A 13,482-nucleotide genomic window follows, 5' to 3' on the forward strand; every position below is an offset into this window, starting at 1 on the left:
CCGTTCTCCGACGGTTGTCGCTCATCACGTTTAAGTATCGGCCGTCCGATTCCCTAGGGGATGCGATTCAAGAAACGTAGGGTCCCATTGCGGCGGGACACGCGGAGGAATAATCCTCCGGCTTCCCGGCGTAATGCATGGCATCGTACAAATGAAAACTTATTGTCCCCGACTTCTCGGCTTCATCTCATCGGCCCAGCTCAACCGTTGATCAGTGGCGATCGGCGGGAGCCAGGAAGCCGACGGAAGCCGATTCCGCACGAAAGGACCGACACCCATGGCGCAGCGCGTAGTGGTCAGCCTCTCCGACGATCTCGACGGCGGCGAGGCAGCGGAGACGATCGTTTTCGGCATCGACGGAAAGTCCTTCGAGATCGACCTGTCGGCCGTCAATGCCGACAAGCTGCGGAGCGCCCTGTCGCCGTATGTCGGCGCCGGCCGGAAGCACGCCCGCTCGGGAAAGGTCTACCAGCGCACGGCCGTCGCGCCCGACCCGGCCGCGGTGCGCGCGTGGGCCCGGTCGAACGGCTTCGACGTGCCGCCGCGCGGCCGCATCCCGAAGAAGGTCTACGAGGCGTTCAACGAAGCGAGTTGAGCCGGCGGGCCGGCCCGCACGGGTCGGCGGCCGGTTCTGCGCGAGCCGCCGGCCGATCTTGCGCGAGCGGACGAGTGAACCGGCCGCGACCTGCCGCCCTACCGACTGGACAGGCACCCCCTGTGTTCCGCTAGTGTTTGGAGCGCGCCGAGGGCCGGGTCGAAAGACCGGGTCTTCGATAGTCACGCGGGTGTAGCTCAGTAGTAGAGCGCCCCCCTTCCAGGGGGGAGGCGCAGTGTGCGATCCCTGTCACCCGCTCTGACTGTTCTGACCGGTCCAATGGATCGGGTAGAGTAGTCCTGCGCAAGAGCGCGGCGCGGACGTAGCTCAGTTGGTAGAGCGCAACCTTGCCAAGGTTGAGGTCGCCAGTTCGAACCTGGTCGTCCGCTCAGTTCAATGAAGTCCCCGGTCGGATCCTCGACCGGGGACTTCATTGTTTTCGTCTTCCCGTTGCCTTCCCAACACCTTCCCAGCACCTCCGTCGGCCTCTCATGACATTCGTCATCAATGCCGATGACAGCGCGCACTGACGTCACGTCCCCGCCGGCGGAACGCTGGATATATGGACACGTACAGCGGGGACACCCACGACAAGGTGATCGATGTCGCCGGATTGCGCCGCCGGTATGACGGCCGGTTCGAGGCGGTGCGGGGAGTGACGTTCACGGTGGCGCGCGGCGAGCTCTTCGCGCTGCTGGGGACCAACGGAGCGGGCAAGACGTCCACGGTCGAGGTGTTGGAGGGGCTGGCCCGGCCGAGCGCCGGCCAGGTCAGGGTGCTGGGGCACGATCCCTACCGGGAACGGGCGCTGGTGCGGCCGCGGGTGGGCGTCATGCTCCAGGAGGGCGGCTTTCCCGCCGACCTGACAGTGGCTGAAACCGCTCGCATGTGGGCGGGCTGCACGAGCGGCGCCCGGCCCGTCGGGGAGGCGCTGGACATGGTCGGCCTCGGCGGCCGCCACAAGGTGCGCGTCAAGCAGCTGTCGGGCGGTGAACGGCGGCGCCTGGACCTGTCGATGGCGCTGCTCGGCCGCCCCGAGGTGCTCTTCCTGGACGAACCGACCACCGGACTGGACGCGGAGGGCCGGCACGAGACCCAGCGGCTGGTGCGCGAGCTGCGGGACCAGGGCACGACCGTCCTGCTCACCACGCACTACCTGGAGGAGGCCGAAGGCCTCGCCGACCGGCTGGCGATCATGCGCGACGGGCAAATCGTCGCGACCGGCACGCCCGCCGAGGTGACGGCGGCCCGGCCGGCCCGGATCCACTTCACCCTGCCGGAGGGGGTCACTCCGGACCGGCTGCCGCTGTCCGTCCCGTCGGCCGCCGACGGGCGCCGGATCGAGGTGCGCACGCAGCGGCTCCAGGAGGACCTGCTGGAACTGCTGACGTGGGCGCGCGACCGGGACGTGACGCTCCTTGGACTGGACGCGCGGACCGCGTCGCTGGAAGAGGCGTTCATGGACATCGCGAAGGGGGACACACGATGAGCACGGGCACGGGCACGGGGACCGTAGCGGGCACCGGAACGGGCACGGGCACCGGAACGCTGGAGGGGACGGGCACGATGCGCGCGGTGGACGTGGACGCCAGGACCGGGAGCGGCAGCCGGCTGCTGGCCCTCGGGCGGGCGGAGCTCACCCTGCTGTGGCGCAACCGGACAGCGCTGTACACCGCGCTGCTGCTGCCGGTCGCCATGGTCTGGGCGACGCGCTCGGTGATCCCGGCCGACGACCTCAGGGAAGCCGGGCTGACCCGCAACGCCCAGACGATGAGCGGCGGCATCGGCGTCATCCTGCTCCTCGTCGTCTACTACAACCTGGTGACCGCGTACGTGGCGCGGCGCGAGGAGCTGGTGCTCAAGCGGCTGCGGACCGGGGAGGTGTCGGACCTGGAGATCCTGGCCGGGACGGCGCTCCCCGCGGTGGCCGTGGCGCTCGCGCAGTGCGCGGCACTGGTCCTGACGGGTGCGGTGCTGCTGGACCTGCCGGCTCCCCGGCGGCCCGAACTGCTGGTCGCGGGCGTGCTGGCGGGGGTGCTCCTGCTGGCCGCGCTGGCAGCGGTCTCGACCGTCTTCACCCGGAGTGTGGAGGTGGCGCAGCTGACCACCCTGCCGCTGTTCATGGCGTCGCTCCTCGGTTCCGGGCTCTTCGTCCCGGTGGATCTGCTGCCCGACCACGTCGCCGCCGTGTGCGGGCTGCTGCCCGTCACCCCCGTCACCGACCTCGTACGGTTCGGCTGGCTGGGCGGCGCCGGGGCGGCCGAGGTGCTGCGCACGCTGGGCCTGGCGGTGGCCTGGGCAGCGCTCGCGGTGTTTGCTGTACGCCGGTGGTTCCGCTGGGAACCGCGCCGCTGACCAGGCCCAGGGGGACGACCGTGGCAAAGCTGACGGGATGGTGGGAGGGGCGCAGCGATCCGGCCCGCTTCGAGCTCTACACGCGGTGGTCGCTCTACTCCTTCGCGGCGATCGAGATCTTCCTCGTCCTCGGCGCGGTGCAGCGCTCCGACAGCCCGACGGGTGCGCGCGTCGTCCTGTGGGCGCTGCTGGGGCAGTCCGTGCTGTGCGGGGTGCTGGTCTCGCGGGTGCTGGACTGGGCGCTGGGCCGCCGTGAGCGGCCGACCGGGCTGCTCGCCGTCCTCGGCGGGGTGACGGCCCTCGCGGTCCTGTTCGTCGTGGTCCTGCGGGCGCGGGGCACGCTGTCACCGGGCGGCGAGGCGGTCCAGATCATCATCGGCTTCACCAGCTTCGCGATCGGCCCCGCGGTGCTGAACATCCGCCGACCGCGGTGGATCCTGCTGCTCATCGCGGGCACGGCCGCGCTGGTGGCGGCGCTCTCCGCGGTGGCGGGACTGCCCGGGGCCGAGACCTTGGGCTACGCCGTATCCGTGGCGGCGGGGGGCGCGGGCATGGCGTTCACCTTCCGCGGCTCCGCGTGGATCCTGGTCGTCGTGTGGGAATTGGACGCGGCCCGGGAGGCGCAGTCCCGGCTGGCGGTCGCGGAGGAGCGGCTGCGGTTCGGCCGGGACCTGCACGATGTGATGGGGCGCAACCTGTCGGTGATCGCGCTCAAGAGCGAACTGGCCGTCCAACTAGCCCAGCGGGGGCGACCGGAGGCCGTCGAGCAGATGGTCGAGGTGCAGCGCATCGCGCGCGAGTCGCAGCGCGAGGTGCGCGAGGTCGTCCGCGGCTACCGGTCGGCGGATCTGCAGGTGGAGTTGGCGGGCGCGCTGTCGGTACTGCGGGCCGCGGGCGTCGACTGCCGTGCCGAGGGCGACGACGGGACGACGCTGTCGCCCGCCGTCCAGTCCGTGATCGCCTGGGTGGTCCGCGAGGGCACCACCAACGTGCTGCGGCACGGGGACGCCCGCAGCTGCGTCATCCGGCTGCTGGTCCCGCCGTCCGGTCCCGCCGTCCTGACCATGGAGAACGACGGGGCGGCCGACGACATCGCGGCGGCCGGTCCGACGGGTCCGGGGACGGGGCTGACCGGGCTGCGCGAGCGCGTCGGCGCGCTGGGTGGCACGCTCACGGCCGAGCCGGACGCGGGCGGGGTCTTCCGGTTGACCGCGCGCGTGCCGCTGCCACGCGCCGCCGGCATCCGGGACACCCAGGCCCTTGGTTCACCGAGCACGGAAGGCGCCGCATGACGCATCGACCCGGAACCGTTGTAGCCGCCGGGACCGGCGGGGCGCGCGTGCGCGTGCTGCTCGCCGACGACGAGCACCTCATCCGGGGCGCGCTGGCCGCGCTGCTGTCCTACGAGGACGACATCCTCGTCGTCGCCGAGGCCGCCTCCGGACCCGAGGCGCTCGCCATGGCGCGGGCCCACCGGCCGGACGTCGCGGTACTGGATCTGGAGATGCCGGGCGCCGACGGTGTGGCGGTCGCCACATCCCTGCGGGCCGAACTGCCCGGCTGCCGGACGATGATCGTGACCGGCCACGGGCGTCCCGGCCACCTGAAGCGGGCCCTCACGGCCGGGGTCAGGGGGTTCGTCCCCAAGACCGTTTCCGCCCAGCGGCTCGCGGAGATCATCCGCACGGTGCACGCCGGAGGCCGTTACGTGGACCCGGAGTTGGCGGCCGACGCGATCAGCGCCGGGGACTCCCCGCTGACCGTCCGCGAGGCCGAGGTCCTCGACCTCGCGGCGGACGGCGCGCCGATCGCGGAGATCGCCCGGCGGGCCGCGCTGTCGCAGGGGACGGTGCGCAACTACCTCTCCTCCGCCGCCGCGAAACTCTCGGCGGAGAACCGTCACGAGGCCGCGCGCATCGCCCGGGAGCGCGGTTGGGTATAGTGGCTCTCGCGCAACGCACACAGCGGGCGCGACGCGGACGTAGCTCAGTTGGTAGAGCGCAACCTTGCCAAGGTTGAGGTCGCCAGTTCGAACCTGGTCGTCCGCTCAGCGATACGAAGGCCCCGGTGGATTCCTCCGCCGGGGCCTTCATCGTGTTCCGGGGGGCGGTGCCCGGCCGCGCGTCGCGCGGCCGGGACGAGTCCTCAGGACCAGGGCGTGCCGGTGAGGCGCTCGTAGGCCTCGACGTACTTGGCGCGGGACTGCTCGATGATCTCGGCGGGCAGCGGCGGCGGGGGCAGTTCGCTGTTCTTGTCCCAGCCGGAGGCGGGGGACGTCAGCCAGTCGCGGATGAACTGCTTGTCGAAGGACGGCTGGGCGTGGCCCGGCTCCCACTGGTCGGCCGGCCAGAAGCGCGAGGAGTCCGGGGTGAGCACCTCGTCGGCGATGACGAGCTCGTCACCGTCGAAGCCGAACTCGAACTTGGTGTCCGCCAGGATGATGCCGCGGTCGCGGGCGACATCGCGGGCCCGGCCGTAGACCGCCAGGGTCGTCTGACGCAGCAGGGCCGCGGTCTCGGCGCCGACCTGGCGGGCCACCTCCTCGTAGGAGACGTTCTCGTCGTGCTCACCGACCTCGGCCTTGGTGGCGGGCGTGAAGATCGGCGCGGGCAGCTCGGAGCCGTCGACGAGGCCCTCGGGCAGCGCGAGGCCGCAGACCGTGCGGTGCTTCTCGTACTCGACGAGGCCGGAGCCGGTGAGGTAGCCGCGGGCCACGCACTCCACCGGGATCATCCGCAGCGACTTGCAGATCATGGTGCGGCCGGCCCAGTCGGCGGGGGCGCCGTCCGGCACGTCGGTGGAGATGACGTGGTTCGGCACCAGATCGGCGAGCTGGTCGAACCACCACAGCGACAGCTGGGTGAGGATCCGGCCCTTATCGGGGACCTCGGTGGGCACCACCCAGTCGTACACGGACGTGCGGTCACTGGCCACCATCACCAGCTCACCGGCCGCGTTCTGGTACAGGTCACGGACCTTCCCGGTGTGCAGATGCACCAGTCCCGGTACCTGGACGGGTTCAGGTTTCTCGACGAATCCGGACATGGGTCCTCCCCACTCGGTGGCTCAGCTCCCGATTCTCCCGTACGGAAGAGGGTGCGACCCGACAGGGTGTGCGGCCGGAGCGGACCTACGGGTCCTGCCGGAACCTAGTCGTGCTTGCAGATCCGGTCCAGGAGGTTGGCCGTGGCGCGCTGGATCCGGGCGTCCACGTAGTGCGGCCGGTCGAGCGCCGGGGACCAGGCGAAGGTGCCGGAGGCGAAGACGTAAGCGCCGCTGGGAGCCCGGTACAGCGAGGTCTCCTGGTGTCGGCGGCGGCCGGTGGCGTCCTCGTACGGCGAGTGCGCGAGCAGGATCCGGTCGGTGGAAGCGGGCAGCGCGGTGCGCGGGAAGTAGCGGTCCGCCTCACCCGCGACCAGGCCCTCGATCTCGTCCCCGTCGGACGCGCCCGTCGCCTCCCACAGCCAGTGGTCGGCGTTGCGGACGACGAGCGGGGCGGGTTCGGGGACGCGGCCGGCGTACTGCACACCCAGCAGCAGTTGCTCCGGCTCGCCCAGGTCACGCCACAGGGCGCTGCGGCCGCGGGCGTCGCCGCGGCGCTTGCGGCAGGAGAGCAGCCGGTCGGGTTCGCCGGCCGCGGAGGGTCCCAGCTCGACCTGCCAGTACATGGAGTTGGCGGAGAGGAACACCAGCGAGGTGCCGCCGTCCCTGGCGGCCTCGGCGGCGCGGCGCATCGGGACCGACCAGTACTCGTCGTGCCCGGGGAAGACCAGGCCGCGGTAGCGGGTGGGGTCGACGCGGCCGGCGTGCAGGTCGCGGGCGTCCGCGAAGGCCAGGTCGTAGCCGTACCGCTCCGCCCAGCGGATGAAGTCGTAGGCGTGGCCGACGTGCAGCGGCAGGCCGGCGCCCGCGTACGGGCGGTCGAAGGAGACCGTGGTGGGGGCCTCCTCCTCGCCGAGCAGCCGGCCGTCGGCGTCCCAGGCGTGGTAGAGGCTGGCGCCGGTCCTGCCGTCCTCCGGATACAGGTTGTACGCCTGCCAGGTGACGTCGGGCATCAGCAACAGCAGGTCCGCGTCGAGCGCGGCGGCACGGGGCGGCTCCTTGGACGGGTACCGGCGCGGGGTCGGCGGCCGTTCGTCACGCACAGTGAAGGGGATGTGGCTGCGGTATCCGCCCGCGGTGGTGAGCACCGCCACGTACGCGCCGGTCTTCCAGTACCCCGGCACCTGCAGCCGCCAGGACTGCCACCAGTGGTGGCAGGAGACCGTGCGGCCGGCGGCGAGCGGAGTCGACTGGACGATGCCGGACAGCCGCGGACTGGCCGTCATGTGGCAGGCGCCGTCACCGCCGTAGTGGCCGATGCGGTAGATGTCGACGGTGAACTGCTGGGGCGGGTCCACCGTCACCCGGAAGTCGATGGCCGCGCCCGGGGCGACCGCGCCGGCCGACGCGAAGCCCTTGACCTGGCAGTGCACGTCGTCGGCGGTGCGCGGGGGCCCGGCACGTGCGGCCTGGCCGGTGCCTCGCCGCGACTCGCGGAGAGGTCCACGTACCAGGGGACGACGTTCCCGTCGTCGTCCAGATACTGCTCGGCACCGCGCAGCCACGGCAACGGGCCTTGCCCGAACGGGTCGGTCACGCCATGTGCGAGGGCTCCCGACTGCCAGCGCCGGATCTGTTCCGTCCCCACGTGTGCCTCCCTTCCTCGCCACGCCCGCGGGCAGAATGCTCCGCGCCCGAACCCAGCACATCACATAACGCACTCTCATGGTTACTGATCGTGGCGGATAATCGGAACAGTTTCGCTCTGACTGGGGCACAAACGGTCACAGGGTGGGAGCGCCGTGGCCCCTGCGTCAGACGAGGCGGACGGGCTTCTCCAGCCGGACGCCGACCGCGGTGAGCCATGAGCGCAGCGGCGCGGCGTCACCGTTCTCCACGAGGCGGAGCACCGGCCACGCGAGGTCGGCCCGGCGGGCGCCGTTGACGAGCAGGGCCGGGCCGTCCAGCCAGTCGAGGCCGGCCGTCGCGCCCGCGGTGTCGACGGCGGCGCAGCAGACCATCGCCGTGACGTGTTCGGTGAGCAGCTCGCGACCGGTGCGGGGCGGGAGCAGTTGGTAGACGGGGGCGAGGGGGGTGCCGGCGGCCAGGATCCGGCCGGCGTCGCGGGCCGCCTCCTCGCGGGCTACATGGCCGGTGATCCGGGCCGCCAATTCCTCGCTGCCGCCCTGGGAGAGCCGGTCTATCACCCGGGCGATGGTGGCGCGGCCGAGCTCGTCGGGCAACTCCGCGGCGCCGGTCGCGGCCGCCTGGCGGGCGGCCTGGCCGCCCATCAGCAGCCCGGCGCCGGAGCGGCTCTCGGTGCTTGCGGTGTGCCCGGCGTGCTCGGCGGTCTGCACCGTGACGACCGGGGGCCGGTCGCGCTCGGGGCGGGGCACGGCGCTGCCCGGCTCGTCCAGCACGCGGATCAGCAGGGCGGCCTCGGAGCGCCAGATGCGGTCCACGACCTCCTCGGGGTACGAGTCCCAGTCGACGGGCGACCAGTCGGGGCCGTGGTCCTCGGGGCCGCCGTGGAAGAGCCGGGCGGCCAGCAGGGAGGCCGCCTCGTCGATGCTGCCGGGCTCCTCGAGCAGGTCGCAGGCGGGGCGCTCGCCCAGCCGGGACTCGAAGCCCTCGGCCAGCCGGTCGCGGCGGGAGAGCTCGGTGAGCGCGGCCACCACTCCGGCGTCGAGCCGGGACGGCCAGCGGCCCATCCGCCAGGCGGGCAGCGCGACCCGCGTCAGCAGCCGGTCCCAGCCCGCGTAGGCGAGGCCGACCTGCTCCTGGGCGACGATCCGCAGCCCGTAGTCCACGGCCTGGGCGCGCTCGGAGGCGGAGGCGGCCACCCCGCGCTCCATTTCGGCGGCATGCGCCCGGCAGCCGCGCAGCAGCAGCCGGGCGACCCAGCCGAGGAAGGCGTACGCGGGCCGCGCGACACCGCGGGAACGGGCGGCGGCGACGGCCGCCGCCGCGTCCAGGCCCCGGATGAAGCGCCGGGCCGCGGCTATGTCCGGGTCGGCGGACGGTCCGGTGCCGGCGACGACGGGGGCGAGCAGGGCGCGCAACTCGGCGACCCGCATCCACCACATGAAGGGCGAGCCGATCACCAGCACCGGGGCCAGCGGCTCCCGGGGGCGGCCCCAGCGGCCCGTCCCGGCCCGCTCCGGGCGGCGGTCCTCCAGCCAGCTGTCGCAGTCCGGGGTCAGTTCTATCGCGGAGGGGGTGGGGACCTGGAGCCGGACCGCGAGGTCGTGGACCATCCGGTACAGGTCGGGGGCGGACGACTCGGCGACCGGCACCGTCGGGCTGACCGCGGGGCGGGCCCTGACGACGACGGCGGCGACGGCACCCGCGAGCACCAGCACCACCACGGCTCCGGCCACCACCGACCAGCGCAGCGCGTCCCAGCTGTCGCCGACGCGCCCGGTGGCGCCGCCCACGAGCAGGACCACGGCCGCGGCGGCGGGCAGCAGTGCCACGGCGAGCGCGGTGCTGCGGATCCGCAGCACCGCGAGCGCACGGGAGCGGGCGACTCCCTCACCTGTTTCTCCGGCCATCGGGCGGCTCACCCCCGTCTCACTGTCACGACCGCCGTCGGCGGCCTACCCCACTGTCGCACCGCCCACGGACAACGCAATGTCTGTACGGCTACTTGCCGCACAGCACCACGCCGTCCGGCAGTGCGCTTCCGGGGCACAGTAGTTGGGGACCGCTGCCACGTCAGCCGGATGGAGAAGCCATCACCCCTTGGGGTGGCTTTGGGTAAAGCCACCCCAAGGGGCCTTTCAGGACTGGCCGGTTTTCGCCGCCTCGGCCGCGATGTCGGTCCGGTGGTGCGAGCCGTCCAGCCGCACCCGGGCGACCGCGCGGTACGCCCGTTTCCGGGCCTCGGCCAGGTCAGCGCCGGTGGCGGTGACGGACAGCACCCGGCCGCCCGCGCTCACCACCCGGCCCTCGTCGTCCAGCTTGGTGCCGGCGTGCAGCACGTACGCGTGCTCGTCCTGCTCCACGACGTCCGCCAGACCCGTGATCTCGTCGCCGGTGCGCGGGGTGTCCGGATAGTTGTGCGAGGCGATGACGACCGTGACGGCGGAGCCGTCGCTCCAGCGCAGCGGCGGGACCTCGGACAGCCTTCCCGTCGCGGCGGCGCGCAGCAGACCGGCCAGCGGGGTCCTGAGGCGGGCGAGGACGACCTGCGTCTCCGGGTCGCCGAAACGCGCGTTGAACTCGATGACGCGCACGCCCCGCGAGGTCATCGCGAGCCCCGCGTAGAGCAGCCCGGCGAACGGGGTGCCGCGGCGGCGCAGCTCGTCGACGGTGGGCTGCAGGACGGTCCGCTCGACCTCGTCGACCAGCTTGGGGTCGGCCCACGGGAGCGGGGAGTACGCGCCCATGCCGCCGGTGTTCGGGCCCTGGTCGGCGTCGAGCGCGCGCTTGAAGTCCTGGGCGGGCTGCAGCGGGACGACCGTCACACCGTCGGTGACGGCGAACAGCGAGACCTCGGGGCCGTCGAGGAACTCCTCGATGACGACGCGGTCGCAGGCCAGCGCGTGCGCGCGGGCGACGGCCACGTCGTCGGTGACGACCACGCCCTTGCCCGCGGCCAGACCGTCGTCCTTGACGACGTACGGGGCGCCGAAGGCGTCCAGCGCCACGTCGATCTGCTCGGCGGTGGCGCAGACGTACGAGCGGGCGGTGGGCACCCCCGCGCCGGCCATGATCTCCTTGGCGAACGCTTTGGAGCCCTCCAGTTGCGCGGCCTCCGCGGACGGGCCGAAGCAGTCGATACCGCGGGCCCGGACCGCGTCGGCGACGCCCGCCACCAGCGGGGCCTCCGGACCGACGATCACGAACTCCGCGCCGATCGAGACGGCGAGGTCGGCGACGGCGGCGCCGTCGAGGGCGTCGACCGGGTGCAGCTCGGCGGCCTCCGCGATCCCGGCGTTACCGGGGGCGCAGTGCAACGAGGTGACATCGGGGTCGAGGGACAGAGAGCGGCACAGGGCGTGTTCGCGGGCGCCGCCGCCGATGACAAGGACCTTCACGTGCCCAAGGGTAGTGGCCGCGTGCGGAGCCCCGTGCCGCGGACGGCGTCTCACTCTTTCGAGTGGGACGAATGTTCGGCCTATACCTGACCACGGGGCGTTTTAGGGCTGAAATCAAAAGATCCTGCCCACACGGTCAGCCGTTCGGCGGTAAGAAGGGAGCTTCGTCAGGTCGGAAGACGAGCGCCGGAATGCGAGGGAGCGCGCAGTGAGCCAGCCGGACATGTATCCCGAGGAGGCTCCCCGGGAGGAGCCCGTTCAACGGGCTCTGCATCGCCAGGAGGACCTGCGGGCGCTGCCTTTTCCGCTCGGCGACTGGGGTGAGCCCGCGGAACGGCTGGAGGAGCTCTACCGCTGGGCCGAGTCCGGAGCGCTGCAGACCACCGACTGGTACCTCGCCGAGCGCGTCTGGAAGCGGCACGGGGCGCGCGGGCTGCGGCTGGCCACCGCGTTATTCGGCACCGTGGGGGCGGCGCTGCCGCTGATCGAGCTGACCGGGGTCGCGGGCGGCGCCGCGCGCTGGGGCTATGTGGCGCTGCTCCTCGCCGCGGTCTGCGTCGGCCTCGACCGCCTCTTCGGGCTGACGTCCGGCTGGATGCGGGACGTCGCCACCGCCCAGGCGGTGCAGCGACGGTTGGAGGCGCTGCGCTTCGACTGGGCGTCGGAGTGCGTCCGGGAGGTGCTGGGCCCCACCGAGGGCACGGCCGCCGAGGCGGCCGAACGCTGTCTCGCGGTGCTGCGCCGGTTCTGCGAGGACGTCTCGGACCTGGTCAGGATGGAGACGGCGGACTGGATGACGGAGTTCGGCACGCGGAGCGCGCCGCTGCGCGCGCAGGCCACGGTGCCGTGGGCCGCGCGCACCGAGGGCGCCGCCCACGGCCGCTTCCCGATGACGCCCGGCGGCCGTCCGAACATGCCGCGCCAGCGGCCCCCGGAGGGCCCGGCCCGCTGAGGGCCCGCAGCGGGCCGGCCCGCTGCGGAGCCGTCCCGCCGGGGTGGGAGCCGGTCCCCCGCGGAGCGTCCCGTCAGCTGAAGACCACCATCGATCCCTGCGCCAGCGAGCGGGTCGCCGCCGCGTGCAGGCCGAGCCAGACGTGCCGTTCGCGGGCGAACGGACTGGGGTCGTACGACGGCTGGGCGGCCGGCTCCTCCAGCCCCGTGGGCCGGTCCGGCGGGGCCGGCGCCTGCGGCGGGTTGGCCGCGTCGATGCCGATCGCCGCCGCGACGGACTGGAGGTCGCGCAGCAGACCGTGGCTCGAACCCAGCGGGCCGCCGCCTTCGAGGAGTTCGTCGTTGACGACCGGATACGGGAAGTCCAGCGGGACGTAGGCGCCCGCGTGGTCGTAGTGCCAGACGAGGTGCGACCGCTGGGCGGTCGCCTCGAACATCTCCAGCAGCTGCTCGTAGTCGCCGCCGAGCGCGTCGACCGGGGTGACCTCCAGGCCCTGCAGGTTCAACAGGAAGGCCCGGCGCAGGAAGTGCAGTGCGTCGTAGTCGAAGCCGGCGACGGGGCCGACGTCGCCGGAGAGCCCCGGCATGTAGGTGTGCACGGGCACCGGCGGCAGGCCCGCGTCGTTCAACGCCTTGTCGTAGCGCGCCAGTTCCTCGGAGAAGGGGTTTTCGGGGCTGTGACAGAGCACATCCACCAGCGGAACCAGCCACAAGTCGCAGGCCACAGGCGCTCCAAGTCGTCAAGCGAATCGTCGGGCCAGCGTAGTGCGAGGCGCGGTCGCCGTCAGGAGGTGGCGTCGTTTCCGGCTCCACCGGGGGGCGCCAGCTTCGCCATCAGCGCGAGGGCGTGCTCGTTGTAGTCCGCGACGATGCGGCGGGCCGCGGCCAGATCGCGCTCCCGGACGGCGTCGACGAGCTCGACGTGGTCCGACCAGCAGACGCCCGCGAGCATCGGATGGGCGCGCAGGTACGGGATCGAGTACATCCAGGTCTGGGTGCGGATCCGGTCGAGGAACTCGCAGACGTGCGGATTGCCCGACAGCGCCGCGACCTCGCGCCAGAAGCGGATGTCGCAGCCGATGAGCACGTCGAGCATGCCGGAGCGCGCGGCCCGCGCCGCGGCCTCGCCGCGGCGCTGCACCGACGCGAGGACATCGGCCGGAACCTCGCGCAGCCGATCGCCCTCGATCCGCCGGAAGATCCCCTCGGTCACCAGGTTGCGGGCCTCGACCATGGAGACGAAATCCTCGGGGGTGAAGCGCCGGACCTGGAAGCCGCGGTGCTGCTCGACGTCGAGCAGGCCCTGCGCCGCCAGGTCGACCAGTGCCTCGCGCACGGGCGTCGCGGAGACGCCGTACAGCTCCGCTATCTCCTTGACGGTGAAGTCCCGGCCGGCCGGGAGTCGGCCGGTGAGCACCTCGTCGCGGAGCGCGTCGGCGATCTGCTGCCGCAGGCTGTTGCGCTTCACCGGTGTGGTGTCCGCCAGCACTGCCGCCC

General features: G+C 72.7%; 11 protein-coding genes, 3 tRNA genes and 1 pseudogene. 9 read left to right on the forward strand and 6 right to left on the reverse strand.

All coding sequences use genetic code 11. The features are described from left to right. Nucleotides 1-277: 277 nt before the first annotated feature. From M2266_RS16670 to M2266_RS16705, 8 genes are all read left to right on the forward strand, one after another. Nucleotides 278-595 carry an Lsr2 family protein gene (locus M2266_RS16670; protein WP_269275772.1) on the forward strand — a complete coding sequence of 106 codons (318 nt, stop codon included), beginning with the start codon at nt 278-280 and terminating at the stop codon, nt 593-595. Nucleotides 596-781: 186 nt separating this feature from the next. Continuing rightward, nucleotides 782-853 (forward strand) — tRNA-Gly (locus tag M2266_RS16675). Nucleotides 854-911: 58 nt separating this feature from the next. Continuing rightward, nucleotides 912-984, forward strand: a tRNA-Gly gene (locus M2266_RS16680). A 173-nt stretch (nt 985-1,157) separates the two neighbouring features. After that, complete coding sequence (locus M2266_RS16685) at nt 1,158-2,084, forward strand: ABC transporter ATP-binding protein (protein WP_277438901.1); 927 nt, start codon at nt 1,158-1,160, stop codon at nt 2,082-2,084. 77 nt (nt 2,085-2,161) lie between these two features. Beyond that, nucleotides 2,162-2,950: an ABC transporter permease gene (locus M2266_RS16690; RefSeq protein ID WP_277441237.1), complete on the forward strand. Its 789-nt coding sequence runs from the start codon at nt 2,162-2,164 to the stop codon at nt 2,948-2,950. Nucleotides 2,951-2,970: 20 nt separating this feature from the next. Continuing rightward, nucleotides 2,971-4,242 carry a histidine kinase gene (locus tag M2266_RS16695; RefSeq protein ID WP_277438902.1) on the forward strand — a complete coding sequence of 424 codons (1,272 nt, stop codon included), beginning with the start codon at nt 2,971-2,973 and terminating at the stop codon, nt 4,240-4,242. Then, a complete protein-coding gene (locus M2266_RS16700; protein WP_277438903.1) occupies nt 4,239-4,892 on the forward strand; it encodes a response regulator transcription factor in 654 nt (217 codons plus the stop codon). Before M2266_RS16695 ends, M2266_RS16700 begins: the two co-directional genes overlap by 4 nt. A gap of 33 nt (nt 4,893-4,925) precedes the next feature. After that, nucleotides 4,926-4,998: transfer RNA gene (locus tag M2266_RS16705), tRNA-Gly, on the forward strand. A 97-nt stretch (nt 4,999-5,095) separates the two neighbouring features. On the opposite strand, the gene M2266_RS16710 is transcribed toward M2266_RS16705, so the two are convergent. From M2266_RS16710 to purD, 4 genes and pseudogenes are all read right to left on the reverse strand, one after another. Next, nucleotides 5,096-5,995 carry a phosphoribosylaminoimidazolesuccinocarboxamide synthase gene (locus M2266_RS16710; RefSeq protein WP_277438904.1) on the reverse strand — a complete coding sequence of 300 codons (900 nt, stop codon included), beginning with the start codon at nt 5,993-5,995 and terminating at the stop codon, nt 5,096-5,098. A gap of 104 nt (nt 5,996-6,099) precedes the next feature. Beyond that, nucleotides 6,100-7,640: pseudogene (locus tag M2266_RS16715) on the reverse strand (N,N-dimethylformamidase beta subunit family domain-containing protein). Nucleotides 7,641-7,806: 166 nt separating this feature from the next. After that, nucleotides 7,807-9,546, reverse strand: coding sequence for a hypothetical protein (locus M2266_RS16720; RefSeq protein ID WP_277438905.1), 1,740 nt, complete (start codon nt 9,544-9,546; stop codon nt 7,807-7,809). A gap of 228 nt (nt 9,547-9,774) precedes the next feature. Continuing rightward, nucleotides 9,775-11,034, reverse strand: coding sequence for a phosphoribosylamine--glycine ligase (gene purD / locus M2266_RS16725; RefSeq protein ID WP_277438906.1), 1,260 nt, complete (start codon nt 11,032-11,034; stop codon nt 9,775-9,777). A gap of 208 nt (nt 11,035-11,242) precedes the next feature. Between purD and M2266_RS16730 the strand changes: the two genes are divergently transcribed. Then, nucleotides 11,243-11,986 (forward strand): SLATT domain-containing protein, encoded by a 744-nt coding sequence (locus tag M2266_RS16730; RefSeq protein ID WP_277438907.1) that lies wholly within the window; start codon nt 11,243-11,245, stop codon nt 11,984-11,986. Nucleotides 11,987-12,059: 73 nt separating this feature from the next. Here M2266_RS16730 and M2266_RS16735 read toward each other — a convergent pair whose 3' ends face one another. Together M2266_RS16735 and M2266_RS16740 are read right to left on the reverse strand one after the other, a co-directional pair. Then, nucleotides 12,060-12,710, reverse strand: coding sequence for a hypothetical protein (locus M2266_RS16735; protein ID WP_277438908.1), 651 nt, complete (start codon nt 12,708-12,710; stop codon nt 12,060-12,062). A gap of 59 nt (nt 12,711-12,769) precedes the next feature. Next, nucleotides 12,770-13,471 (reverse strand): GntR family transcriptional regulator, encoded by a 702-nt coding sequence (locus M2266_RS16740; RefSeq protein WP_277441238.1) that lies wholly within the window; start codon nt 13,469-13,471, stop codon nt 12,770-12,772. Nucleotides 13,472-13,482: the final 11 nt, after the last annotated feature.

The sequence above is a fragment of the Streptomyces sp. SPB162 genome, from assembly GCF_029504575.1.
In the GTDB taxonomy this organism is placed as follows: domain Bacteria; phylum Actinomycetota; class Actinomycetes; order Streptomycetales; family Streptomycetaceae; genus Actinacidiphila.

What these genes read in the sequence shown, in the direction of transcription:
- M2266_RS16670 (WP_269275772.1), top strand. Translation starts at nt 278, where the DNA reads ATGGCGCAGCGCGTAGTGGTCAGCCTCTCCGACGATCTCGACGGCGGC.
- M2266_RS16685 (WP_277438901.1), top strand. Translation starts at nt 1,158, where the DNA reads ATGGACACGTACAGCGGGGACACCCACGACAAGGTGATCGATGTCGCC.
- M2266_RS16690 (WP_277441237.1), top strand. Translation starts at nt 2,162, where the DNA reads ATGCGCGCGGTGGACGTGGACGCCAGGACCGGGAGCGGCAGCCGGCTG.
- M2266_RS16700 (WP_277438903.1), top strand. Translation starts at nt 4,239, where the DNA reads ATGACGCATCGACCCGGAACCGTTGTAGCCGCCGGGACCGGCGGGGCG.
- M2266_RS16710 (WP_277438904.1), bottom strand. Translation starts at nt 5,995, where the DNA reads ATGTCCGGATTCGTCGAGAAACCTGAACCCGTCCAGGTACCGGGACTG.
- M2266_RS16720 (WP_277438905.1), bottom strand. Translation starts at nt 9,546, where the DNA reads ATGGCCGGAGAAACAGGTGAGGGAGTCGCCCGCTCCCGTGCGCTCGCG.